Annotated in this window: 26 protein-coding genes and 1 pseudogene; 16 read left to right on the top strand and 11 right to left on the bottom strand. The window is 49.1% G+C overall.

Translation table 11 applies throughout. The annotated features are described in order from the left end of the window. Positions 1-94 precede the first annotated feature (94 nt). Together HFD95_RS06670 and HFD95_RS06665 are read right to left on the bottom strand one after the other, a co-directional pair. Positions 95-694 (bottom strand): hypothetical protein, encoded by a 600-nt coding sequence (locus tag HFD95_RS06670; protein ID WP_010259156.1) that lies wholly within the window; start codon positions 692-694, stop codon positions 95-97. A gap of 30 nt (positions 695-724) precedes the next feature. Then, complete coding sequence (locus tag HFD95_RS06665; RefSeq protein ID WP_010670649.1) at positions 725-1,066, bottom strand: hypothetical protein; 342 nt, start codon at positions 1,064-1,066, stop codon at positions 725-727. A gap of 401 nt (positions 1,067-1,467) precedes the next feature. On the opposite strand from HFD95_RS06665, the gene HFD95_RS06660 reads away from it, so the two are divergent. The 4 genes from HFD95_RS06660 to HFD95_RS06645 all read left to right on the top strand — a co-directional run bounded on the left by HFD95_RS06660 (position 1,468) and on the right by HFD95_RS06645 (position 6,992). Beyond that, a complete protein-coding gene (locus HFD95_RS06660; protein ID WP_010670648.1) occupies positions 1,468-1,905 on the top strand; it encodes a DUF2628 domain-containing protein in 438 nt (145 codons plus the stop codon). Between the two features lie 358 nt (positions 1,906-2,263). Further along, positions 2,264-4,141, top strand: a complete 1,878-nt coding sequence (locus HFD95_RS06655) for a M48 family metallopeptidase (protein ID WP_132498899.1) — start codon at positions 2,264-2,266, stop codon at positions 4,139-4,141. 135 nt (positions 4,142-4,276) lie between these two features. Next, positions 4,277-5,245, top strand: a complete 969-nt coding sequence (locus HFD95_RS06650) for a YiiG family protein (protein ID WP_167429986.1) — start codon at positions 4,277-4,279, stop codon at positions 5,243-5,245. Positions 5,246-5,474: 229 nt separating this feature from the next. After that, positions 5,475-6,992, top strand: coding sequence for a hypothetical protein (locus HFD95_RS06645; protein WP_167429985.1), 1,518 nt, complete (start codon positions 5,475-5,477; stop codon positions 6,990-6,992). A 196-nt stretch (positions 6,993-7,188) separates the two neighbouring features. Here HFD95_RS06645 and HFD95_RS06640 read toward each other — a convergent pair whose 3' ends face one another. Beyond that, positions 7,189-8,079: a LysR family transcriptional regulator gene (locus HFD95_RS06640; RefSeq protein ID WP_181955257.1), complete on the bottom strand. Its 891-nt coding sequence runs from the start codon at positions 8,077-8,079 to the stop codon at positions 7,189-7,191. A gap of 129 nt (positions 8,080-8,208) precedes the next feature. Here HFD95_RS06640 and gstA point away from each other — a divergent pair, with 129 nt between their 5' ends. Both gstA and HFD95_RS06630 read left to right on the top strand, forming a co-directional pair. Beyond that, complete coding sequence (gene gstA / locus HFD95_RS06635; protein ID WP_163641467.1) at positions 8,209-8,814, top strand: glutathione transferase GstA; 606 nt, start codon at positions 8,209-8,211, stop codon at positions 8,812-8,814. A gap of 171 nt (positions 8,815-8,985) precedes the next feature. Next, a complete protein-coding gene (locus tag HFD95_RS06630) occupies positions 8,986-9,729 on the top strand; it encodes an alpha/beta fold hydrolase (RefSeq protein WP_167429984.1) in 744 nt (247 codons plus the stop codon). Here the strand turns inward: HFD95_RS06630 and HFD95_RS06625 are convergent. After that, entirely contained in the window at positions 9,726-10,037 is a 312-nt protein-coding gene (locus HFD95_RS06625) for a cupin (RefSeq protein WP_010259799.1), read from the bottom strand. The two genes, HFD95_RS06630 and HFD95_RS06625, sit on opposite strands and share 4 nt — an antisense overlap. 435 nt (positions 10,038-10,472) lie before the next feature. On the opposite strand from HFD95_RS06625, the gene HFD95_RS06620 reads away from it, so the two are divergent. After that, on the top strand, positions 10,473-11,294 hold the full coding sequence (locus tag HFD95_RS06620) for a DUF4225 domain-containing protein (protein WP_167429983.1): 822 nt from the start codon (positions 10,473-10,475) through the stop codon (positions 11,292-11,294). Here HFD95_RS06620 and HFD95_RS06615 read toward each other — a convergent pair. Next, on the bottom strand, positions 11,266-11,595 hold the full coding sequence (locus HFD95_RS06615; RefSeq protein WP_022624631.1) for a hypothetical protein: 330 nt from the start codon (positions 11,593-11,595) through the stop codon (positions 11,266-11,268). The two genes, HFD95_RS06620 and HFD95_RS06615, sit on opposite strands and share 29 nt — an antisense overlap. A 631-nt stretch (positions 11,596-12,226) precedes the next feature. Between HFD95_RS06615 and HFD95_RS06610 the strand changes: the two genes are divergently transcribed. Next, positions 12,227-12,910: a hypothetical protein gene (locus HFD95_RS06610; RefSeq protein WP_167429982.1), complete on the top strand. Its 684-nt coding sequence runs from the start codon at positions 12,227-12,229 to the stop codon at positions 12,908-12,910. A gap of 328 nt (positions 12,911-13,238) precedes the next feature. Further along, positions 13,239-13,859, top strand: coding sequence for a protein phosphatase CheZ (locus HFD95_RS06605; RefSeq protein WP_010259809.1), 621 nt, complete (start codon positions 13,239-13,241; stop codon positions 13,857-13,859). Positions 13,860-14,011: 152 nt separating this feature from the next. On the opposite strand, the gene HFD95_RS06600 is transcribed toward HFD95_RS06605, so the two are convergent. Then, the gene (locus HFD95_RS06600) at positions 14,012-14,452 is read right to left on the bottom strand and encodes a GNAT family N-acetyltransferase (protein WP_061902291.1); all 441 of its coding nucleotides are present in this window, start codon (positions 14,450-14,452) and stop codon (positions 14,012-14,014) included. A gap of 208 nt (positions 14,453-14,660) precedes the next feature. Then, positions 14,661-15,653: a threonine/serine dehydratase gene (locus tag HFD95_RS06595; RefSeq protein ID WP_181955256.1), complete on the bottom strand. Its 993-nt coding sequence runs from the start codon at positions 15,651-15,653 to the stop codon at positions 14,661-14,663. 51 nt (positions 15,654-15,704) lie between these two features. On the opposite strand from HFD95_RS06595, the gene HFD95_RS06590 reads away from it, so the two are divergent. Further along, positions 15,705-16,052: a helix-turn-helix transcriptional regulator gene (locus tag HFD95_RS06590; RefSeq protein ID WP_061902292.1), complete on the top strand. Its 348-nt coding sequence runs from the start codon at positions 15,705-15,707 to the stop codon at positions 16,050-16,052. Positions 16,053-16,460: 408 nt separating this feature from the next. Here HFD95_RS06590 and HFD95_RS06585 read toward each other — a convergent pair whose 3' ends face one another. Continuing rightward, positions 16,461-17,048: an SDR family NAD(P)-dependent oxidoreductase gene (locus tag HFD95_RS06585; protein WP_242462813.1), complete on the bottom strand. Its 588-nt coding sequence runs from the start codon at positions 17,046-17,048 to the stop codon at positions 16,461-16,463. A gap of 406 nt (positions 17,049-17,454) precedes the next feature. Between HFD95_RS06585 and HFD95_RS22055 the strand changes: the two genes are divergently transcribed. Together HFD95_RS22055 and HFD95_RS06580 are read left to right on the top strand one after the other, a co-directional pair. Then, complete coding sequence (locus tag HFD95_RS22055) at positions 17,455-17,664, top strand: DUF6434 domain-containing protein (RefSeq protein ID WP_045139936.1); 210 nt, start codon at positions 17,455-17,457, stop codon at positions 17,662-17,664. A 452-nt stretch (positions 17,665-18,116) separates the two neighbouring features. Beyond that, complete coding sequence (locus HFD95_RS06580) at positions 18,117-18,725, top strand: arginase family protein (RefSeq protein ID WP_243208622.1); 609 nt, start codon at positions 18,117-18,119, stop codon at positions 18,723-18,725. 140 nt (positions 18,726-18,865) lie between these two features. Here the strand turns inward: HFD95_RS06580 and HFD95_RS06575 are convergent, their stop codons facing one another. After that, positions 18,866-19,462, bottom strand: a complete 597-nt coding sequence (locus HFD95_RS06575) for a glutathione S-transferase family protein (RefSeq protein WP_167429981.1) — start codon at positions 19,460-19,462, stop codon at positions 18,866-18,868. Positions 19,463-19,640: 178 nt separating this feature from the next. On the opposite strand from HFD95_RS06575, the gene HFD95_RS06570 reads away from it, so the two are divergent. Next, positions 19,641-20,099 (top strand): GNAT family N-acetyltransferase, encoded by a 459-nt coding sequence (locus HFD95_RS06570; protein WP_073970613.1) that lies wholly within the window; start codon positions 19,641-19,643, stop codon positions 20,097-20,099. An 81-nt stretch (positions 20,100-20,180) separates the two neighbouring features. Here the strand turns inward: HFD95_RS06570 and HFD95_RS06565 are convergent, their stop codons facing one another. Together HFD95_RS06565 and HFD95_RS06560 are read right to left on the bottom strand one after the other, a co-directional pair. Continuing rightward, complete coding sequence (locus HFD95_RS06565; protein ID WP_060678931.1) at positions 20,181-20,597, bottom strand: GNAT family N-acetyltransferase; 417 nt, start codon at positions 20,595-20,597, stop codon at positions 20,181-20,183. A gap of 227 nt (positions 20,598-20,824) precedes the next feature. Beyond that, positions 20,825-21,751 (bottom strand): hypothetical protein, encoded by a 927-nt coding sequence (locus HFD95_RS06560; protein WP_167429980.1) that lies wholly within the window; start codon positions 21,749-21,751, stop codon positions 20,825-20,827. A gap of 253 nt (positions 21,752-22,004) precedes the next feature. Between HFD95_RS06560 and HFD95_RS06555 the strand changes: the two genes are divergently transcribed. The 3 genes and pseudogenes from HFD95_RS06555 to HFD95_RS06545 all read left to right on the top strand — a co-directional run bounded on the left by HFD95_RS06555 (position 22,005) and on the right by HFD95_RS06545 (position 24,209). After that, positions 22,005-22,373, top strand: a complete 369-nt coding sequence (locus HFD95_RS06555; RefSeq protein WP_167429979.1) for a DUF4440 domain-containing protein — start codon at positions 22,005-22,007, stop codon at positions 22,371-22,373. Between the two features lie 31 nt (positions 22,374-22,404). After that, positions 22,405-22,908 (top strand): GrpB family protein, encoded by a 504-nt coding sequence (locus HFD95_RS06550; protein ID WP_033760036.1) that lies wholly within the window; start codon positions 22,405-22,407, stop codon positions 22,906-22,908. A gap of 142 nt (positions 22,909-23,050) precedes the next feature. Next, positions 23,051-24,209: pseudogene (locus HFD95_RS06545) on the top strand (IS30 family transposase). Positions 24,210-24,240: the final 31 nt, after the last annotated feature.

Below are 24,240 nucleotides of genomic sequence, written 5' to 3'. Positions count from 1 at the left end.
AAGGCATTGCAGGTGAGTTCTGAGTAAACTCATGAACCCCACCGGCAACCCCTTATCCGGGTCGATCAGCTAACCGGGCTTATCGACTGAGGCCTTACTTACCGAGGATATTGTTTACTGCTTTCAGGTGCCCAGCCTTGTCTTTGTGGTTTGAAATCACCTGAATAACGGTGAATTTCTTGTTGGCGACCGCCAGCAGCGTCGCCTGTTGCACATCGTTGCCACCCATTTTGTCGGTGGCTTCAATATGATAGACCGGCAAACCGTTGGTATTTTCAGTTTTCTCACTGATCACCGTATAAGAAGGTGAAGCCTGCTTCTGCTTGTCTTTGATAGACTTCCCGCCTTCAAGAAAATCAGCGTCACTGCCACCGCGCGCAATCAATGGGATCTCTTCTTCGCCAATGATCAATACGCGTTTTTCCTGCTTGTTCACATACATGGTGCCTGGTCCGCCGCCCGGCACAGGCTGCTTTTCATAGCCCTGCAGTTTGAACGTCTGTTTGCCATCCAGCAAAGAGATCGTCTGAGTCTGCGTGTTTGCAGCTGGTGCTGTCTCAGCGGCTGATGCCATCAGAGAAGTAGCCCCGATGGCAGTTGCCAGGCAGATCGCACCCATAATGTTTAATGATTTTCTTAATTTCACCATGAACTCCTTCGTATTGATGATATTTCCATTTCGCTGATACAGCATCAGTATGGCCTGTATCAGTGATGTGAAGTGTTATCGGGTCAGGTCGTAAATACAGATCCCTGAGCCGAGCAGAAACAGAATAATCGGCCAGTAGAGAACGGGAATAAAAAAGAAGTTGTGGGTTTTTTCGGGGGCCATCATTGGCTGGCTTTTCGTTGCTTGTGCAAGGGAGTCCAGCCATTTTTCCTGCCGAAGCACCCAGACAAAGGCCGCACAAAAAAGGGCAGAAACGATCAGCGTAGCCCCTGTCGCCCATAGATGGGAGACAAAGAAACCGTCGTAGTAATAAATATCTAACAGCCATTTACAAAGGAGGTAGGCGGCAGAAATTAATACTGCGACGAAAAAACCCACTCCGCTCCATGCGATCATCTTTATATCCTTCTAAGGTGTGAGGAACGAGGAATATTTTTTTTGAAAATTAACATATTTTTATCATTGTGGCGATATTTTCTTTGGTGCTAATATCAATTACATCCAGCACAGGAGATGTCCGGCCTGTGCAATTTTCACATTACTGATTCTGATGGATTTATTTTCAAATATTGTTGTTTAACCTGAATTCGGCACCCGTGCAGCTAATAGCGCACCCAGGGTGTAGCATGGCTATTTGTACCGTACCGATATTATTTTGGTGCGAATTAACGCGGCTTCCCTGTTTTTAAAATTCTTATGCGCTGTTCTGGCGGTCGATGAGCACCATTCATGCGGCTGTCATCCGTCTGAAACAGTGTCGGTCTCTGTAGTTTTCTGCGCAGGATATTGAGGCAACCATGAATCAACCTATTGAAAATCATAATAAAGTAAACGCAACTAAAGAGTACAGTGCGAAATGGCAGACCCGATTTGATTTTTTCGACCTTCATGGTGCTCCCAGTACACCAGGCTTCAGACAGGCATTGAAACAACTGCCTTTCAGGCAAAAATTAAAAGTGAACATGAATTTAATTGCCTTCCTTTTCGGCCCGATTTATCTGTTCGTACTCGGCCTGTGGAAGAAGAACATCATGCTGATTTTAATTATGGTAGTTGTTTATACTATTTTGATCATCGCCTTAGCGATAGCGGGCATGGAATTTCCACGGTATCTTCAGGTTGGCCTGGGCTATGGCTTTAATGCCCTGTACGGCATGAGCACCAATTACAGTTATTACCTGAAAGAGAAAAAAGGCGATAACGGCTGGAATCCCTTCAAAGGGATGCGCTGGTAATTTTTTCGCACCGCTCTGATGGTAAAATATAGGAGTATGGTGTATCTGATGCAGACAGATGGCGGGGATTAGCCATCGGTCAGGAGATCGGACAGAATAAGTGATGAGCACTAACTCAAATTAGTGCTGTCGTGGCAGAACCACCGGAAGCCGCCAGAAAAATAACCTGACGGAAAAGGAAAAAATCGCCGAAAATATCCGTCTATACCTTTTCAAAACGGGTTCAGGCTGGCTTATAATCGCTCTGCAATAATTATAATATCGTGAAGCTCGCATAAATGTTTCCGCACCGTTTAACCGGGGCCAGGATATTCTTTTCGGAATTTCCTGATAGCAGCAGCTTCTCCCTTTCATAGACATGCAGGAAGTTACTATTTTGAATACATTAACGGAATTGAAAAAGGGTTATCTAAAGGTATTTTTCTGGCTGCTGTTCACACTGTTTCTCGTCCCTGTCATTACCCTGTTTTTTGCTGAATATGGCAACAAACAACTTGATCAGCAATACACGCAGTTCTTCATGGACGATGCGCGGGAACAACATCAGGATACGGACAAACTACAGGCGTTTCTGCAGCAGAACCCGCCTTCCAGTGTCTGCGGCCCGGTAGATGAAAATCTGCAGGATTACAAAAACGCCGTCTGCGAACCGCAATCCGAACTGTGGCAGTTCTACATGATGGATAAAGTGGCATTCTGGACACTGATCGGCAGCGGCGCTGTCCTGCTGATGGTGCTGTTGTTCAGTGCGCTGGCCTTTAAAAGCCGCCAGGGACAGGTTATCAGCCTGGCGCTGGCCCGCAAGTTCCTGATGCTGGCCTGTTCGCTGGAAGTCATGGTACAGGGCGGCATGCTGGTATGGCTCTCATTCTGGGGCACCGCCTTCTTCACACAAACCTACTATCCAAAACTGGTGATGGCAGTAGGACTGCTGGTGCTGGCCGGTATGTATTACATGATTAAAGGCATCTTCAAAAAACTCCCACCGGAAGAGAGTATTGAAGGCGAAGTCGTGACCCGCGAAGCGGCACCGGCACTCTGGTCACAGATTGATATGCTCGCCGCCAGAGTGGGCACCACGCCACCCGATCATATTGTTGCGGGTATCGACACCAACTTCTACGTGACCGAAGCTCCGCTGAACGTGAATGGGAATCCGCTCACCGGCCGTAAGCTCTATGTCAGTATTCCGCTCCTGCGTCAGCTCACCGTTGCGCAGGCTGATGGCGTGATGGTCCATGAACTGACCCACCTGCATGAAGGCGACACCGCCTCCGGCGCATTACTGGGACCGAAACTGCATCGGTTTGATCTCTATATGCAGCTGATGGGTCAGAATGTGGCCACGCTGATCGTCTTCTATCCGCTCTATCTTTATCGCATGCTGTTTGAACTGGCGTGGCAGCGTAACAGCCGTGAACGTGAGTTTGTCGCGGATCGCAATGCATCAACGCTGGTCTCCCCTGCCGCGATTATCGAATCACTGATCAAAGTATCTGCGTATGCCAGCTACCGGAATGAAGTTGAACGAAACTTCTTTAATAATCAGACGCTGCACGAAAATGAACTGGGGATCAGTAAAGCTATTGCTGCCGGTCTGCCAGAACATGTCGCCTCTCCGAACTTTATCAGCGTCATCCGTGAGCAGAATGTGCCGCACCCGTTTGATTCACACCCGCCTCTGGCGGAAAGGATGCGTAACGTAGGGTATGAGATTAACGAAGCTGACTATGCAGCCATCGCCGCCGATTTCCCGGCCCAGAGCTGGGTCGATCTGATGCCGGTTGCCAACGAGATTGAACAGCAGTTGTGGCAGAAATATGAGCGCGACTTCTCTTCTGTGCATGAAGAGAGCCTGGCCTGGCGCTATCAGCCTGACGGTGAAATGGAAACCGCGCTGGTGCTGAAGCATTTCCCCAATGTTCCTTATACCCTGAAAGATGGCTCGCAGATCGTCATCACCTGGGAGGGCATCGTGTCGCCGAAAACCGGCGAAGTGCTGGAGTGGGATAACGTTAAAAACATCAACGTCATTCGTAGCTTCGGCCGGGATAAGCTCTACGTGCAACATGTGCAGCCAAACTCGCAGGGAAAAAAACGCAGTGAGATCCCTCTGCCGGGCCTGAAAAAGGAGATTGAAGCCTTTAAAAACACCCTCGGCTATTACTGGCATCGTCATCAGACAGTCAGGGCGTTGCTGAAAGAAGAAACGGCGGCAGCGACGCAAAGCGCATAACCCGTTTGTCATCGGCTCCCTCCTCGCAGCTGAAAAGGGAGCCAATGCGAACATTTATTTTCATTCTCTATTTCTGACCACATAAATAAAGGAACGATTGTGTTTAAAAGAGCAAGCAGGGCCATGATACCCGGGATGCTGGTGACTGCCCTTGTGCTGCCGCTGGCAGCATGTGACAACAGTGACAAAGCGGATGCAAAACCCGCCCCGCAGAGTCAACCCCAGGCTGTTGCGGAGGATAGCGCTGCGCAACTCACCACAAAATTAAACGCCTATGTGGGTTGCTTTAACACTACGGATGGATCGGTTCGCGACAGTGCCCTGCGCTATGTGAGCTGGATGGCGAATGCTGAAAAGGGGCCAACCGGCAAAGAGCGCAGCGTTAACGTACTGGGCGAGGTCACGCCTTATGAACTGGAGAGCTGCACTAAAGCCATCAATCAGGCATCAAAGGCTAAACCGACGTTACCGGCGCTGGATGCTGCAGCAACACAGTATCTGGCGGATTTAACGACATTGCAGCCGCTGGTTTCGCAGGCTCATCTTTACTACAGTCAGGAAGATTATAAGGATGATGGCTTCGCGAAAGGCAAGCAAATGCATCCGCCACTCATGAAGGCGTTTAACAGCTTTATGAAATCCAGCGACCAGTTCGGTGATGAAGTTGAAAAAGAGAACAATGAGGTCGTTGCTGCGCAACTCGTTGAAATTGAAAAGTCTGAGGGCCGTCATAGTCGTTACTACCGCCTGGCATTAGTCACACAGGCCAAACCGCTGGCGACCCTGTTTACCTCTTCCGCTCCCGACGTGGCAGAAATGACAAAAGCGATTGATGCTTACAGTACGCTGCTGAGTGAGGCAGAAAAGGCAACGGCCAGCGAAGCGGGCAAGCCATTAACCTGGTCTATCTTCCAGGATAATGCCGGAACCTTCCTTAAAGACTGCAAGGATCGCATGCGTCGGATTCGCGATAAAACACCTTACAGCACGGGTGAGCAGAGTCTGCTGAAAGGAAGCGGCAATTCAGGCTGGATGGTATCGGGTTCACCGATGCGTGTTTTAAAATCCTATAACGAACTGGTTGAGGCCGGTAACCGCCTGTAAGCTGAATACCTGCCCCGCATGCCTCCGGGCAGGCTTCGTCAGTCGGGCTGCTGCGTGCAACCCGACTGACGCTGTCACCTGCCGCGAAAAAAAATAAAAATGTTCACGCGCCAGCATTTCGTTAAAACGTTATGCCAGGCTAGTGTGCTGGATGGATCTAAGATCCGTGGCAAAGCGCACCCCTGAGCAGGATGCGCGCTATATCAGATTTCGACTGAGAGGAGCGAGAGTGCAAGCAAAGGTCGGCGATATCTACAGCGTGTATTCCCCGCAGTTGCAGCAGTACGTCGCCTGTCAGGTGACACACCTCCAGCAGCCTGCTAATGCCAGAGGCAAAGTCCTTGCAGCCATACTCCAGCTCGACTGGGCAGGTGATCATTTGCCTGACAGGGCGGAAGCCAGCCGTATGCAGCCTTTGCGCTGTAGCTACTATTTTGTCAAAGACAGCTTCGATCACGGTTATGTCTCCGCCAATGTCCCACCGGGACATGTATTAATTACCAACCTGCCGCCGCTGGCAGATCAGGAAGTAAACGCCTACAAGTTCGGCTGGGACGTGGGAGACAGTCTTGTTCGTCAGCGAAACTGGGAGAAGATCGACCCGGCCAGCCGTGCGCGGTTCAAGGCTGCTTCAGGCGCGCACAACGTGGTTATCGGCGGCCAGACACTTCGCCAGGACACCACCCGTATCAATGACCACCTCCTGCAAACCCTGACCGATCTCTCTGAACTGGATCGCCTGCCCTGCCTGATGACCATCGAAACCCGCCATGGCACCCCGGAACTGATGGCCTATATACAGCAGCATGACTTCATTAATGAGTTGCACTGGCAATCCGCTGTCGTCAGCGAAATCGATGTCGGGGCGACTCGTTTGTCGCGTTTTATTCTGCACCCTGAAGGCGTCAGCTGCGTGCATCTGAATCCTGATCTCTCCCTGCTGTCACTCACCGCAACGCCTTCTTCAGGCTTTCAGGTAGAGGCTGATCAGGAGGGACGCAATCTGTGCCTGCAATGTTCGCAGACTTTGCCTGTGCTGCAGGGTATTGACCGGCTCAGGGCATTGTCATTGACAGGCGTTAAAGAGATTGACCTGGCACCAGTCGTTGAGCGCTTTACCTGTTTGACTGAGCTGCGCATCTGGGGAAATCCCGGCGTAGCCAGCAATATGCATCGTATTGCCGCACTGCCACAGTTGCAGATGCTGACTTTCTTCGACCTGTTTGGCTTCAGCGCGGCTGACTTTCCCTCACCAGAAGCGTTGCCCAATCTCTCATGCCTGTGGATGACCAGCGTCCCGCTTGACGTAATCAGCTCTGTCAGAACCGCTTATAAAAAGGCGACAACTCAGGGGTTGGATCTCTCGCTGAGTAAAGCGCGCAAGCCGGAATGGCTGGCTGAGAATCTGCACAATCCTTTCCGGGACTGGGATGGACGCGAACATATTTCGGCCACTTATGCCAAAAAAGCGTCGCTGGCTTACAAAAACCTGCGGGCTGCCACGATCAACATCGATAGCAGCATGGATGTGGCGAGCCTGTTAACCGCCGCTGTAACCGCCTACACCGAAGCCTTTAATCTCATCGACCGGCGTTCAAAGGCGATTGAGACGGTCGAGCGTGAGGAGATCTACAGTGTGCTGTGCGATGTTCTGAATCCGCTGGAGCAGAAACTGGGCGAGCAAGGCGCCACGCTTGTGGATCAGCCGCGGTTGTATCAGCTGTTCGACCAGTTACGCGAATTCTGAGCCATCCCGATGATTCAGGCGTGTTCCGCCACGCCATAAAACCGTTATTCGCCCCGATCACCTTATGCGGCAAAGCGTTAAGACGCGAGTTGAGAAAGGATCGCGGTCGGGAGAGTCTGCCGATCTCTCTTTCCCGGCCAGCCATTCTGCTGTTTATGATCGGGTAACGGCGGATAAAGTCAGCGGTGCAGTGGGATTATCCGGAGATATTACCCTGCCCTTTACGCAGTCCGTTCAGGAGTGCCTGCGTCGCGCCAGAAGCTTTTCCGGAAGGCGAACAGACCAGCCCGAATTCACGGTACAGAGGCGGGATGACCGGCATCACTGACAGGCCGCGCCGTTCCGCTGGCAGGGCTGATTCCGGCACCAGCGCGACACCCATGCCTTCACGTACCAGCATGCAGGCGCTGATCCAGTCGCGGACTTTTACGCGCACGTCAGAGAGGTGGGATCCTGACTGTTCCATCAGGCTTTTGCCATTAACGACGCATCCGCCTGTTGCAAGCACAAAGGGCTGGTCTGCCAGTTCCTGCAGGGTTATACCGTTCGCGCCTGACTGACCGATGTGCGGAGCGCTGGCTGGCATGACGGCGACCCATGCGTCCTGTCCCAGTATCACATCAGCACGTCCGGGTGTGGGGTTCATTACCACCCCCAGTTCAACGGTGTCCGCTGCAAGCCACTCCTCAACTTCTTCATCCGTCCCTTCCAGCACCACCACCTCCATGCCCGGATGCAGACGCCGGAAGTTACGCAACAGCCCAGGCAGGAGTGTGGACGTCACAGAGGGAAAGCTGGCAAGCCGAATGCGTCCGCCTTTTAAACCCCGGCTCTCATCAGCCAGCACGCGGATCGTGCTGAACTGCGACAGCATAATTCTGGCATGTTCAATGACCTGCTCTCCCAGCGCGGTAACACCGATGTGCCGGCGCTCACGCACGAATACCGGGAACCCGAGTGATGACTCTAACTGGGCGATAGCCTGGCTGGCACCGGACTGTGTCATGCCTGTCGTTTCAGCAGCACGCGAAATATTGCTGGCATCGGCCACCGCCACCAGCAAGCGCCAGTGCAGAAGATTCATCATGGTTATCAGTAGCTCAGCTAATAGTTAACTTTTGAAGCATTAATTTTACAGAATTCTCTGCGTTAAGCACAGTCTGTTCCGTAACGACAAAGAGAATCTCACATCGCTTTCAATGTTAACGGAGAAGACATGAAACTTTATTACGCCCCGGATACCTGTTCGCTGTCACCCCATATCGTGCTGCGTGAACTCGCACTGGAGTTTGAGCTGGTTAAAGTGGATAACAGGAGCAAGCTCACCTCTGACGGACGCGACTTTCGCCTTATCAACCCCAAGGGCTATGTTGCTGCACTGGAACTGGACGACGGGCAGATACTGACTGAAGGGCCGGCGATTGTGCAGTACCTCGCCGACCTGAGGCCGGAAAGCGGGCTGGCACCGCCAGCAGGCAGCTGGGCGCGTGTTCGACTGCAGGAGTGGCTGAACTTCATTACCAGTGAAATCCACGCGGGTTCCGCTCTGTTGTTTAACCAGGCACTGCCCGACGCTGTCCTGTCACTGTTTCGTGAAAAGCTCTTCCGGCGGTTCGACTTTCTGCAGGATACGCTCGCCGAAAAAGCGTTTCTGATGGGGCCATCATTCAGCGTTGCTGACGCCTACCTTTTCACTGTACTGGGCTGGTGTAAGTTCTTCAGCATTGAACTGGATCGCTGGCCTGCGCTGTTGGCGTACAGAGCAAATATCAATGCGCGCCCTGCTGTACAGGCGGCATTATGGGCAGAGGCGACGCAGTAAGCGCGGACAGATTGGTGGCCTGACGCCAGAGTATGAATAACCGGTCCGCTTTGATTTGCTGCTTACACCTTGCATAACAGTAGTCTGGAGCCAGAAGCGGACGGAAATTTATCGTTTCACCGGGAACAGGTTAGTATCTCCAGACTGACCTTTTAGCGGGGAGTCGGCTTTATGATTAACAACACCAGGGCGGAAATCTCTGTCATCAGGCATGCCGACAGGAATTTTGACGTCACGTTATTGAAGGTGAATGAGGCCAGCCACTGCATCCTTTTTGCAGCAGGTGCTGGCGGAAGTCCACTGCGTCATCTTGAGCTTCTGCAGACCTTTAGCCGCAATGGTATTTCAGTGGTAGCGCCCCATTTCGAACGGTTAACCTCTTCCACGCCCTCAAAGGCTGACTTACTGGAACGCAGCCAAAGGCTGGTCCTCGCCCGCGATGCGTTTTGTCAACATTATGCCTCGATTACCGGCATCGGGCACTCACTCGGCACCGTGATTCTGTTGATGCACGCCGGTGCGACGGCCTGGACTCGCACCGGAGAGAAGGTGACATATGCAGGCATACAGGATTTGAATCAACTGGTGCTGTTAGCGCCACCTGCGGATTTTTTCAGAGCACCCTCGGCACTCGCCTCCGTGAAAGTGCCGGTCAGGATCTGGACTGGCGAGAAAGACACCCTGACACCGCCATCGCAAGCGCTGTTCATCAAAGAAGAATTAGATAATCGAACTGAGACAAAACTTTGCGTGGTTAAAGATGCCGGGCATTTTACCTTCATGAACATCCTGCCGCCGCATATCACTGACACCCACCCATCACGCGACGCCTTTCTTCTCAATCTGGGAGAAGAGATCGCCCGTTTTGTCACTGGCTTGTTGGCTCAGCCAGATAATGAATCACAACTTAATTAAACCGATCCCTCTTTTTCAATCACCAGCACGCGGGCGACGCCCTGTGGACGCGCGATATGTTCTGTCCCTTCACTGGCATAAAAAATATCACCGGCGTTGAGTACCCGGCTTTTAACTTCGCCCTGCTCTTTATATTGCATTTCAACACACCCATCCATGACAGCAAAAACCTCCTGACCATCGTTGATGTGCCACTTATAAGGCTGATCGGTCCAGTGAAGTTTCACGCTGACATTATCGAAGCTGGCAATATGCTGTGAGTCCCAGGCCTTCGAACCGGTAAATTCCTTACTGCAATAAAAATTCATTTTAGCTCTCTCAACAGAAGTGATTTAACGCCATCGACATCATCAATATCAGAGAGAGTTGATCGATTCTATACGTCAGGCATCTGTTGTCCTGATCTGTCCTCTGGTTGTCCGTTTAGGGGCAGAGCGGGGTTGTGACAATCAGTATGACCTGCCCTCTTTTACTGACTTAGCCAGACAGGCGCGACATGCTGATAAAGCGTAACGCGGCCGATGCGCTGGCGATCTCAATTGCATGAGTTTCGCTTTGGGTCGGTTTTCGCTGTCATGCGAATGGCCTCTGTATAAGTGTGAGAGCCACGATCATTTGAAATAAATCCTGATAGTTCATCCTCTAACGTGTTATCCGAAGCAACATATTTTCAACTGTAACGACGGTTTACACCTGTAAATAATGGGGTATTATCGGCGATATTATGTACAGGGAGAAGATAAATGGATGTAGCATTGATCGAAATGATGCGCTCAGGCAGAAGTAAAAACTGGGCTGAAACAATGATTAACCTTGAGGCCAGAAAGCTGATTAATACAGCTAATCATGTGTCCTCAGTCCATCTTTCGAATGGCATGACTCAGGTGAAGTTTGTTCAGGAGATCAGAGATCTGGTTGAGCAGCAGTTTGCGTCTGCCCGACGTGCAAAATCAGAAGAAGAATGCATAGCCTGTATTAAAAATCTGAGGGAAGAAACGGAAAACCTTGAGAAGCAGGACAGAATGCTGCGCATGAAAACGGCGAAACTCTATGCCAAAGTGGAGTTCGTCAGGGAAAATAATAAAATTGTCGGGTATGTCATTTCGGCTGTAAATGTAGTTTTGTCGGGGGCTGAAATAGCTGCTGGCCTGACCCTTATAGGAACTATGACACCATTGGGCGTTCTGGCCGGTGCAGTTTTATTTACTGATGGTGCGAACGGCATAAGCAAAGAAATTGCGCACTATGTAATGGATAACAAACAGTCTGAAGGATTGGTTGCTGATGCCGCTATGTCCACTGCTGCATTCATGGGGTTCAGCCCTGATAGCGGGCTGGGAATCTATAAATCAATCTCGCTTGTTGCAAATGCCTATAGCGTATTCGGTCTGTTCAGACGCCCTGGAACCTGGCGTCTGTTCAGATATTTGCCCGCGGATTATTTCAGGAAAGTCAGCACTATGAGCCGTCCAAAACTCACAATGAATATAGTCGGTTATGGTGTTAAAGCTAAGGTCATATTTGACCTTATGTCTGTCACTGATGCTGCTCTGAATGAGCCGTGATTCTGCGATAGCGCCATGACTTGTATGCAAGCTTTGCTGGGGCTAAATACCATATAAAAGGCAATACAATCGCAAGTGTGGCCGCCAGCGTGATGCTGGTATCTACGGATGCCAGCATCAGCGTAAGAGCAAGTATGATAAAGGCAATAATAGTAATCCACTTCGAGGCGTTAAAGCGGTTAGCAAGATCATGGATCATGGAATCCAGTGAGCCACCATAATTAGCCATATTGTTTTTCAGTTTTAGTAGATCTGCATGACTAAAGCCGGATTCCAGTAGTGCTTTTTCACTCACTTTCATAGATTTTCATCCTTAAAAATTACCTGAATAGCTTAAGCAAGTTTACCTGAAAACGGCACTAAAAAACCCGTGAAGCGCAGGCTTTCTGTCGCGTGATACTTGTAAACGTCCATTATCCACAGAGCGGGTGGTTAGCTGGGATCAGCATGATGTACCAGTGCGCTTTTCCTGATCTATCAGATAGTGCCCCTTGTGGATGTAATCCTGACCGCGAAACAGCTGCGGCTAATCGGGATTTCCAGATACTGTTGGCATTTACTGAGGGATTGCCAACTCATCAGCCAGCCCTGACCCGTCATCCTGACCGTGAATAACCATGTAATACAATCGTTTAAATCTGGTCGCTAACTGGTCATCAGTGGCCACTGTACGGGTAGACTGCGTTCGCCATCTCCTGTGAACTGGACGAATCGACGCAACGCTATCCTTAAAGATGTGCGAGACGTTGAACATATGGTGATATGTTTGCGGTCAGCAAAGGGGATATGCCTGATAAGTTATGGGCAGTAATAACAACTCACTTCTCAAATCCTTATTATCCCTTAAAAATTAATCGAATAGCCTAAAATACCAGACAGAAATACTATTAATGACGAATCGCCTCTGTTCATACCAATGCCAAAGGTCTGTAATGAAATCGATAAATCTGGAAAGCTTGTATCGCTCTGCCAACGAGAACACCCTCTCCATCTGGTCGGAAAATGCAGGAGTTGGGGCTGTTAAAGAGGGGAACTACTACGATCCTGTAAGGCTGGCTCTTGCAGCGGGCATTCAGCCGCCGGTGACCTTTGATGTCTCACGTCTTATTTGTGAATTACAGCAGCTCACAAAGGATGATCCCCTTGCCGATATTCTGCCCACACAGGGTTTCCATTTTACCTTCCTGCCCCTGACTCTGCCGCTCTATAACGAAAACGAGCCATTGCCCGAAAAAATCGATGAATTGACGAATATCTGGAGCGGATTTGATGCGATAAAAATTGTTATCAGAGATCTGCGGTTAGTTGCATTGCCCAGTCAGTTATTGCTTGCGGGGATCCCTGATAGTTCGGCAATAGCCATGCGCCACTCATTCTGCGAAAAAGTTCTGGATTCGCACTGGAAAAATGAGTTGCTGATGCGTCATACCGGCAGCCCATTACCGGCACCCTTCTGGCACAGCACGATTCTGCGCTACGGCGCTGATTTTTTACCTGCATCCGTACGTGAGTTTATTTTTGAACGTCAGACCATTAATTTTGGGGATGTAGATGGAGAATTAAAACTGGCGAGGGTTAACTACAACTGGACAAAATGTTATTCGTTGGCGGATTAATTAAGACGAAGAAATTACATGATAAATAAGATACTGCCTGCCCTCGCGTAAACGTTTCAGAAGTGGGTAATACGCCCCTTTTTTCGCTCATAACAGTCATTAACCCGCACACATTCCGCTCTATACCTGACACCCCCCTCCGGCTGAAAAAACAGGGCCTGCGCGCAACACTTTCTGCCTATTACAACCCTGATGTCGTTAGCTCTAGGGTGTCTCATTCACATCATGTCACTTTTTACACGAGTAAAAACCTCAGGAAATTTAAAAAACCGCCGCGAGCTGCCGATAACCTCAGGTATCGAAACTCTGTACGCAGGAAACAACATCCATGTCACCATCCGACACCCATAGTAAGCATCAGGAAATTGGCGAAATTACGGCGCGTGCTGGCTTCATCCTGCGGCAGCTTCGCGACAGTCTGCAACAGCTGGGGCTTGATAAAACCATCGCCGATGTGGCGGGAAGCATCCCAAACGCCCGTGAAAGGCTGGGTTATGTCGTCACAATGACCCGCGAAGCAGCAGAGGGCGTAATCAACAGCGTGGAAATCACGCAGCCTCTGCAAACCGATCTGGGAGAAAAAGCTGAGAAACTCTCGCAACGCTGGGATGCCACTTCCGGTACGCTGTCAGACAAAGAACAGACCCAGGCATTAGCGGCAGATACCGTTGCCTTGCTGAATGATGTCCCCCGCGTCACGGGTCTGACGCAACAGCAGTTACACGCGATTATGATGTCACAGGGCTTCCAGGACCTCACAGGACAGATTGTGCAGGCTATGATGGCCGTGCTGAATCAGGCTGAGCAGCAGCTGATACAGGTCATCCGCGATAATACCGGCTCACACAGCACCGCCGAGCGCACTGCGCCGTCTAAACCTTCCTCCGCACCAGAGACTCCTGCCAGTCAGGATGATGTGGACGACCTGCTGGCCAGTCTGGGAATGTAAGCCGACGTAATAAAATCGCTCTGAGAACGGACGATTAATGATTAAAGCGTTTTCGCCAGGCCACCCAATCGGTCTTGCTGACAGCAAAGATGTTATTTTGGCTAAACGTCCGCTTTGTGCCAGAGGCAGACGTTTATGAAAATGGCAGTGGATTACGCGCTGCGATGTTTCTCCAGTTTGATATCGGTATCGTTAATCTCTTTTTTATTACCCCAGCCGAGCTGCATGTAAAATTTCGCCGCGCGACTATTTTTATCAGTTTCCAGCCAGGCAATCTCATGATGTTTGAATAATTCCTGCTCGGCGAGAAAAACCAGCCTGCGACCTATACCCTGGCCTTCATATTCCGGGAGAACAAAGGCCGCAAAAAGACAGCCTTCATCCGGTAAAATCATTGAAAAGCCGACTATTTTTTCGCTTTCAGCCGCAACCCAGGCGCATAAATTCTTTTCAATCATATCGGCCACGACGCTTTCGGTGATCCCCAGCTGACGCATTTCTTCTCGACTCAAATAATTCTCGAGTACTGAGGTTCTGACTTCGAAAATACTATCAACATCAGAAGCCCGGGCTGTTCTTATATTTATATTCATTAGTCTTACTCCTTGTATGACAAAAATATTTTTTGATGATGATGCCTGACATTCCCTTAAACGAACCATAGAATTTTAAGCGAAAAGGCTGTTAAACGGCAGGCCGTCAAAGGCGGCACTACCTCAAAGCCTGCGTAATGAATGAAGCCGTTATGATAAGAACGTTGTGCAATAAGAGATCAGCCGACCTTAACTCCGCTCTGTTTCTTCATAGTGAAGCCTCATTAACTAATTTGAGATAGCGGGAGCCCGATATGTTTCTACCGCTCACCACGCAGACAACTTTACGCCCGCTCAGTTCTTTTGCATAACGGATGGCTGCCGCAACTGCGGGGACGCCTGAAGGCTCTACAACATGGCTGTGCAGATTAAGCATTAACAGCATCGCTGCTTTAATTTCGGCTTCTGAAACCAGAAGAACACGATCGACGCGATCGCGTATGAGTGGCCAGGTCATCGCTTCAGGCTCTATATAGCCACTTATGCCTTCGGCGATTGACGACGATATTTCCACTGGGATCGCCTCACCAGCTTCTTTCCAGCACGCAAACGTCGGGCTTGCTTCACTCTGCACTGCCCACACTTCGGCTGCAGGGTTTATGCCCTTGATGGCTGTTGCGATACCGGAGGCCAGCCCGCCGCCGCCAATGTTCACGAGAATAACGTCAGCGTCTGGCCAGTCTTCCATGATTTCCAGACCGACGGTGCCGCCTCCGGCAATCATCTGCTGATTATTATAGGCTGAGACGAACGTTGCGCCGGACTGTTGCGCTGCGACAATGGCTTCCTGCCTTGCGTCTTCAATGTCGTCAAAAAACGTAACCTGCGCACCATAACTCTTCATTGCAGAAACCTTAATCGGGTCTGCTGAAAACGGTAAGAATATGGATACGGGTATGCCTGCCGCATGTCCCGCACAGGCAAGCCCTAAACCATGATTCCCTGCCGTCGGGGCGATGACGCCGGCACGTCGCTGGTCTGCATTAAGACTGGCAAGAACGTTTGCAGCACCTCTCAGCTTAAAGCTACCCGTATGCTGAAGATTTTCCATCTTAAGCCTGACCTCCGTCCCGACAAGAGCAGACAGCGAGTGGGAAGGCTCCAGTGGAGTTTTGCATACTGTTGATTTAATTCGCCCGGAAGCGGCATAAATATCTTTCAGCGTGACACTGTCTGTTAGCCTTTGTCTGTGGTTTGTCATAGTATGCCCCTAAAGTTATATAAGAAAATGACTATATAGGCGATTGGCTATATGCACAACTCAAAGACATTAATGGCCGATATTTTTCGTGCCCTTGGTAATGAGCATCGGCTCGTGATTGTTGAATGGCTGTCCGATCCAGAGTCACATTTTCCGGTGCAGCAGGACGGCGATCTGGTTAAGGATGGTGTGTGTGTCGGATTTATCACCGAAAAAATTGGACTGAGTCAGCCCACCGTGACAGGCCATCTGCAAATTCTTGCTAAGGCCAGAATTGTGACATCGAAACGTATCAAGAACTGGGTGTTCTATAAACTTGATAGACAACGGATGGATGAAGCTACGGCAATGTTGTCTGGATATGGGAAGCTGGCGCCTGGTTCACATGAACAGCCATAATTGGGCAGTATGTGTATTTACAGGGCAGTAAATCCAGTGTGTGTGTGTATCTCGCCCCTGGCGTGCCCGCCTTTCAGATAAATTTATTCGGTCATCGTTATCTGTTGTCATCTTCTGTAAAACTGCCGTTTAACTTCAGAAACTACCTCGGCTGATGACCAGCCTGTAGGTCTGGGTCCACTTTTCATTCAAAGCGGACCTTATGACCTAACTTTCTGTACGAGCCGTGCCTGAGGCGGCCATTAATTACATTCAGATGCGCTAAGAAACATTGAGCCGCTTATTTTCCTTCAGGATGATTCGGACATATTTGAGAACCGACTGCGCACGACACGCCAGGCATTCTGCCGCAACCCGTCAACCAGCCTGCCCCATCCAGGCAGGTGGAATGCTTTTATTAGACGAGATTCACCAGGGTGCACGCTCTCCATCCAAAAAGAATCCTGCGGTGATTGTCTGGGATACTTCAGCAGCGAGCCAGACGATCCCCCTGGCCGCCTGGGATACAGTTCGATAACCGGTATGTCCGTTAAAATCGGTGGCCGTATATCCCGGGTCAACTGCGTTTACGCTGATGCCATACTCAGACAGTGAATTGGCAAATGCCACCGTAACGCCATTTAATGCCGTTTTTGAACTGGTATAGCCCAGTGCCGCTACCTGAGAGTAGGGATGCGCTTTGTCAGATACCCATTCCAGCGATCCCAGCCCGCTGCTGACCATGATAATCCGGGGTTCCTCACCCAGTTTGAGCAGCGGCAGAAAAGCCTGCGTTACTCTGATGACGCCGAAAACGTTGGTGTTATACACCGTCATAATATCGCTGATGCTCTGCGACTCAGGCGCGATGGGCCAGGTTCCGGGAATACCCGCATTGTTGATCAGCACATCTAGTTTTCCATCTTCTGACTTTATCTGCCCGACGGCCGCATCAACACTTTTCTGGTCTTTCACGTCAATGATAGCCAGCCGCACTTTAATGCCTTCCGACAGCAACCGGCTGTCGCCGTCTTTGAAAACTGGCTGCAGCCCTGCTTTACGACGGGTGAACTGCAGCCTGTGCTTCCGGAGTGGTGGCCCGAATTTGAAGGTCCCTGGCTCTACTTTCCCAGCCGCTTTATGTCAGCACCTCTGCGCGCTTTTGTAGATTTTCTGAAAGAGGTACAGTCAATGCCTGAACCGCTCGATTGACTGCAGTAGCAGGCTCACCAATCGATATTGAGCTCGGCTAACAAGCGCACCTCTGTTTTGACGGGTTGTGACAGGTTAAAACGCACTGGAGGCATGGGGCCGCGTTTCAGACCGCTTTTTTCCCGGAGCAGACCTTGAGAAATTTCAGCTTCCCTGACTAAAGTGGAGTACTAATTTTTATTTAAAACCACTCATTACGGGAACTGGAAAAATGGAAACTGATTGGCATAGCTCCTCACTAACACGTTCGACCATCATTGATAAAAATTACAAAAACACACAAAACGTTCGCCGTTTTATGATCAAAGAGTGTGGAGAGAATTTCCGATTCAATCGTGAATTTATGATCTGGATAAGTAATGCTACCCCTAAGAATTTGGGTGATGTCGTAGATGAGTGGAAACGGCGATATAAACGTTAAAATATGGATGTCAGCCTCTCACTTATAGCGAACCTTGTGCGTTCTGGCACAGGTTAACACCTCGAATTTTATCTCGGCGACAAAGCTGTTTCGTAAGAAAGCTTAGTTTCTGTGGTACTCAACCCAGTTAAAATCAGGTTTTTTATGGAAAAAATAATTCTTGTCCCGTCTGGTCTTGGTCTCAACCCTCTTTATGAAGGGCACATACCGGGCACATTCCGTGCGCCAGCAGTTCTCATGCACCACGGACTCGATAAAATGTTTCCCTCTTGTAACTTTGTTACTGTTCCCTGCCCTGAATACAGTCCTGAATGTGAGCCAGGTACTGATATCCTGAACGGTCACAAGCTCAGACAACTTAATCTACGATTGGCTGATGAAGTAGAGGCGGCGCATCATCGCAACTTAAACCCGTTGTTATCGGAGGCGACTGCGCCATCCTGCCCGGAGCCTTGCTGGGCAGCAGGCGTCAGTTAGGGCAACTTGCACTTGTGCATATTGACGGCCACAGCGATTTCCGTCATCCCGGCAACTGGAAGCGAGAACCAGGAGCACGACCAGGCGCTGCGGCCGGAATGGATTTGGCACTCGTTACCGGTCGGGGAGAGCCATTACTGACTGCATGGCCCGGTATCGAAGGATCCCTGGTTCAGGATGACGCAGTGATTCAGCTGGGAGAGCGTGAGTCGCTCCTTGAAGATTATGAATGGCCTGACATTGTTGGCACTGATATCCGGCGTATAACTATTTTTGACGCGCTTAAGTTGCCTGATCATGATCTCATCAATGTGATATTCGAGCGGCTCAACCTTTTTCCTGAAATGCCCTACTGGATTCATCTTGATATGGATGTCCTGGACAGTTCTGAAATGTCTGCAGTTGATTGTCCCGGCAATCCCGGTTTGTCTTCTGAAACACTTGTAAATCTCTGTCGCGAACTTTTCAGAAATATGCGCTGCTGTGGCATCACAGTGACCATTTATGATCCTGATTTAGATCATGAAGGGACAGCAGCAAAGCTCATTTTGGACATGCTCAGTAGCATAACTAACGGTATCTGACCCAATTACAATCAATGCGATTACTACGTCCGTTTCTCGCTAATAGCGGACATTGCCTGATGCAGATGTCCGCTTTGTCCAAGAAGCGGACGTTGCGCTTTTTACTGCCGTGAATGCATCTCAATGATATTACAAACTTGTTAGAGATTATTCATTTCCTGAGCTTTCACGAATGCTGGTCGGCTCATGGCTCTGGCTATGTAGCTGTCAGTTTCTTTGCCAATTTCTAATCCGCATAGTTTTGCCCACAGCAACGAATGAGAGAGGAAAATGTCGGCCAGAGTAAAATTGTCCCCGGCGATCCACGTATGGGACGGATTGAAGCGGATCCGGGAGATGACCTCGGTTGCTTCGTCTCTAAGGGAATTCATTAAGCCAGTGGATCGTTGGTTTTCTGGAATGAATACATTTTGTTTCAGTAAACTCCAGACCGGCGCTTCTAAGTCGGTGAGACTAAAGCTCAACCACGCATTAACGGAGGCTTTTTCTTCAGGATTTGCGGGGTAAAGAGTACCATTTTGATGTTTTTCACACAGGTAAATACATATTGCTAAGGTTTCACTGATTGATATTTTTCCGTCAACCAAAAAAGGGATTTTTCCAAAAGGATGGGGTGATTTCACGTCAGAAGTTGGATTAAAAAGCTCTACTCTGATGTTATCGTAAGTTGCCCCAATTTCTTCAAGCGCCCACAGCACCCTAAGGGATCTGCTTTTTGGGTAGGTATAGATTTTCAACTCAAAACTCCTTTTTTTATGAGCAGTCCTTATAGAATAAGTGTTGAGTTAATGTCAAAAAGTCCGCTTTGAGCCAGAAGCGGAAGTTGCACATGCACTCTTATGTTAAATACTGAAAGCCGTCATAGATAGAACATTATGTTAGATTCAGTAGTTAAAACTGAATCGAGGATAGCGAATGTTCAGCATTTCAGAAGTAGATAAAAGTGATTCTGGCCTGCAGTGGCTGGTAAGCGAACTCGATGCCTTTCAGAACGTACTATATCCTGCAGAAAGTAATCACTGCCTGGATCTTCCAAAAGTTAATGATGAGCTGCTCCGGTGCATTATCGTACGTGATGAAGGTGGCTTACCTGCAGGTTGTGGTGCTTTGCTATTTCATGAAAATGGCTCAGCTGAGATTAAGCGGGTTTATATTCGACCGGAATATCGGCGTAGGAAGCTAGGAGAACAGATAGTCAGCGCAATCGAGACGATTGCTTCAGAAAAGAATTTGAGCCTATTGCAGCTTGAAACAGGGATTCACCAGCAAGCGGCTATAGCACTTTATCGTAGATGCGGTTATGAGATATGCAATTCATTCCCACCTTATGCAACAGATCCGTTGAGTGTTTTTATGTGCAAAAAACTTCCTTAACTTCATGTTTTTATGTTTCTAAAGGGTGTAGATGCAAAGTTATAATGTCCGCAGCCCCACCTATGAACAGGCTATCTGGTTTTATCGGAGAGGCTTTTTCATTGAAGGTGATGTGTGTGCCACAAAACCATTCCGTTCATAAAAGGGTATCGCCTGCTGTCGGGCATCAAGGAACACGAAGTTCATATCTCTGCTTTCTGATTCAGTAGTGGCAAAATCCAGCAATTTTTTCCCTATCCCTTTGCTTCTTAAAGCCTCATCTACGATCAAATCATCAATATAGAGATGTGATCCTCTGGCCAGAGTATGAACGGGACGGAAACCCATCAAGCCAAGCATTTTCTCATTGCCAAATGCGCCAACAAGTTCATAACCGTTCAACGTCTGAATTCTGACGCTTTCGATAAATTTTTCTTTGGAAATGTTCCGTAGCTGTGAAATCAGACTGTAAGCATGATCCCATTCTAGCGGCAGTAACTTTCTGATTGAAATGTTCATAGTGCCTTCATTTCCATATAGGTTTCTGATTTTATAAGCTTATTAGCAATAATTCGCAACAGTGAAGTTATGTTCAACCTATTGGAAACCTTCGGCTGTCAAAAGTGAAACGTCTGCTCTTTACTTAAAGCAGAACAAATTTTGATAATTTGATGCTGATCTTCCTCAAGAAAGGTGACCGGTTCACCTTTCTCTGTAGAAGACGTGAATAACCATATGATAATTATCTACGCTTCTATCCGCCGTTCCGCGAGTGCATGCCTTGCTGCGTTTGATGCCCATCCATCGGACTGGTCATGATTTTCAATCTCTGCCTCTGCTATCGGCGTTACACGGATCAGCGGAACTGAACCGAAAGGCAAATCTTCAATCTGACGAGCATCACGGCTGAGAATGATGCGGGACATAGGTTTATAGTCGTCGGTAAGAGAGCAAAACAGTATGGCTCTATATTTTTCAACATCGGCAGCGACCTGATAGCCGTCGGCAACGAGATCCCCCAAGCTAATTAACAAATGAGCCCAATCATCAATCTGCTGGCTGGTATTATCTGAAGCATCCAGCTCCATGAAAAGTTCGCATTTTACGCCGTTTTCCGGGTCTGAAATGCCGGCCCAGGGCGTCGAGAGACCATCGGTAGCCAGCGTTAATTTGGTGCTGCTTTTGGTACTGAGTACCCGTCGATGGGGCCCGAACCACTTCGTCTGGTTGTGTACGTTTGCGTCATTTCGTTCAGCAATAAAGCTATCTGACACGTCGCCATACCTTTTCCAGAAAGCTCGCCTTGCGACAGCGGCAGCCTCATACATCGGACTCAGAGGACCGCGCGGCACTATTGTCTCATCGAAAATTGTGTCAACCGTAACGCGCCCGCGCATGAACGGTATTTTAGACTTAGTCCAGCGAACAATAACCTTATTAAAGGACTGTATCTGTAATGCTTCGAGTTTATCGACAACGTTGCAGACCCTCTGAAAAACATGGTCACCAGCAGTAACGTGACTCCCATCAGCATGCATGTAACCTCCATATTGCGAGGAAACACCAGCCTGTTCCGTAATAAAGAACCATTCACCGTTCACAGCGCCAATGGGTGCCTTGTCTAATGCCGGGCGTAAGTCCCTTGCCGCATCAGAGTTTGAATATGCAGTCATGCCTGTCCCTTATCTTCATTCCTTATGTATCTTGCTTGTTTTACGCTTTTCCACACCTGAGCGTTGCTAAACTTACGGCCCGATAAGTTTAAAAATGATAAAGCGATTGTAGGGCGTTAGTCTAAAAAAGTTAAGAAGGCTCTTAGATAATTACCCCTTCAGTCAAGAAGGCAAAACCGCCAGAAGTGGAAGTAGCGCATGAACTGTTATGGTAAATTTGAACGTCCGGCTTAATCACTTGAGGATAAGCAGAATGCTTCTGGAGAAGCTCAGATTGCTTGAGTGCAGCCTTCACGGCGACAGGCGCAATGATCCGGAGTGGCTGGAACTGATTCTTCATCCTGAATTCCGTGAAATCACCCGGTCAGGTGTGACGGTCGACCGGTCAGAGACCATTGCGTCGCTGCTAAGTGAAAAGGCTGCACCTTATATTCTCAGCAGCGATTTCCGTCTTACGGAGATGGGCTGCGGTTACGCTCTGCTTCACTATCGGACGTTTTACGCTGATGGTAGCCATCATGCATTACGTTCCTCTTGCTGGATTTGTTCGGATGAGGGCCAGTGGACTCTGTTATTTCACCAGGGAACGCCGGCTGCAGGCAATGCCGGGGTTCAGGGTTGAGTTGCACACTTAGGACAGAGAGAATGTGTTTATGCGGAAGATTATTGTTGTGCCATACGTTGATAGATGGCCTGAGATGTTTGAAGCTGAAAGTTTACTGATAAAAACATTGCTCGGTGGAATGGCTAAGGATGTCCATCATATTGGAAGCACGTCAGTTCCTGGTCTCTCAGCAAAGCCTGTAATTGATATGCTACTTGAAGTTTCCGACATCAATGAACTGGATAAGTACCATTCAGCAATGGCCCACGCCGGGTATGTTGCTCGCGGTGAGAACGGGATTGCGGGGCGCAGATATTTCATTAAAGGTGGTGATCAGCGTAGTCATCAAGTCCATGCGTTTGCAGTCGGAGATATGCAGGTATTGAGACATCTTGCTTTCCGTGATTATCTTCGAAGAAACAAAGACATTGCAGAAGAGTATGCTGAGATAAAACACGCAGCTGTATTAGTCAGCAGGAACGATGCTCATCGCTATAGCGCCCTCAAAGCGAAATTTATAGAGCGTCATCAACAACTAGCGCTAGCTGTCTGAGAACGATTGAGATTGAGTTCGTTGCCGGGAGGGTATGTTCAATAACGATGAATTCACTGAGTAGTCATCAGTCAACGTCTGCTGTTCGCTGTGAGTTCAACGGGTCGATGCAACGCTATCCTTAATCAAGGGGGGCGTTTCCATGAAACGAAGAACTCGGATTAACTACACGCCAGAGCAGAAGGCGATTATCTGGGACAGATATAAGCAAGGTGATTCCCTGCATGATATCGCCAGAATGTTCGACAGATATCATTCTTCTATTATGCCCACTATCCACCAGACTGGTGGATACCGCCCCCCTGTCCGAAAGCGGCATCCGTTAGCGCTTTCACTTGATGAAAGAGAGGAAATATCCAGAGCGCTGGTAGCAAAATCAGCATCAGGGCGATCGCAAACAAACTATCGAGAGCCCCCTCAACGATTAGCCGGGAGATAAAGAGGCACGGTGGTGCAAATCAATACCGTGCATCAAAAGCGGATACTGCTGCGTGGGAAAATGCTCTGAGACCAAAACCTTGCAAGCTAATTGAAAGACCCACACTGTGTAAAATCATCGCAGAGAAGATGCATCAGGACTGGTCGCCGGAACAAATCGCCGGTTGGCTGAAACGCTGTTATCCGGATAATCAGGAAATGCATGTGTCACACGAAACGATATATAAACGCTTTTTATACAAACCCGGGGTGCATTAAAAAAAGAACTGCAGCAATGCCTCAGAAGCGGAAGAGTCGTGCGTAGATCCAGAACATCATCGCTTAAAGGGAAAGGATTAGGGTCAATCCGGGATACGATCTCTATCAGCGAAAGACCACCTGAAGCCGCTGACAGAGCCATACCCGGTCACTGGGAAGGTGACCTGATCCAGGGCTCTAAAAACTCCTATATCGTCACCCTCGTAGAACGTCATTGCCGTTTTGTTATGCTGGCCAGGATCAGGGACAACAAGACCATAACGGTTATATCTGCACTCATCAGACAAGCCCGGGAATTACCTGCTGAGCATTATAAAACATTAACATGGGACCGGGGCGCTGAAATGACCAGCCACACCCGGTTTACTGTAGCCACAGATATCCAGGTTTACTTCTGCGATCCTCAATCCCCCTGGCAACGCGGCTCCAATGAAAATACAAACAGATTGCTTAGGCAGTATTTTCCAAAAGGAACTGACTTATCGGTTCACAGCCAGCAAAGACTAGACAGTGTTGCCAGGCAGCTCAACGAGAGGCCAAGAAAAACGCTAGACTATGAATCACCCGCAGAGCGTTTTAACCAATGTGTTGCATCTATCAGTTGAACTCACAGCCAGAAGCGGACATTTTTGCTAA

Origin of the sequence: Pantoea sp. EKM10T, from assembly GCF_011800685.1 — a bacterium.
GTDB classification, from domain to species: Bacteria; Pseudomonadota; Gammaproteobacteria; order Enterobacterales; family Enterobacteriaceae; genus Pantoea; species Pantoea agglomerans.
This window is presented reverse-complemented; position numbering and strand designations above follow the sequence as displayed.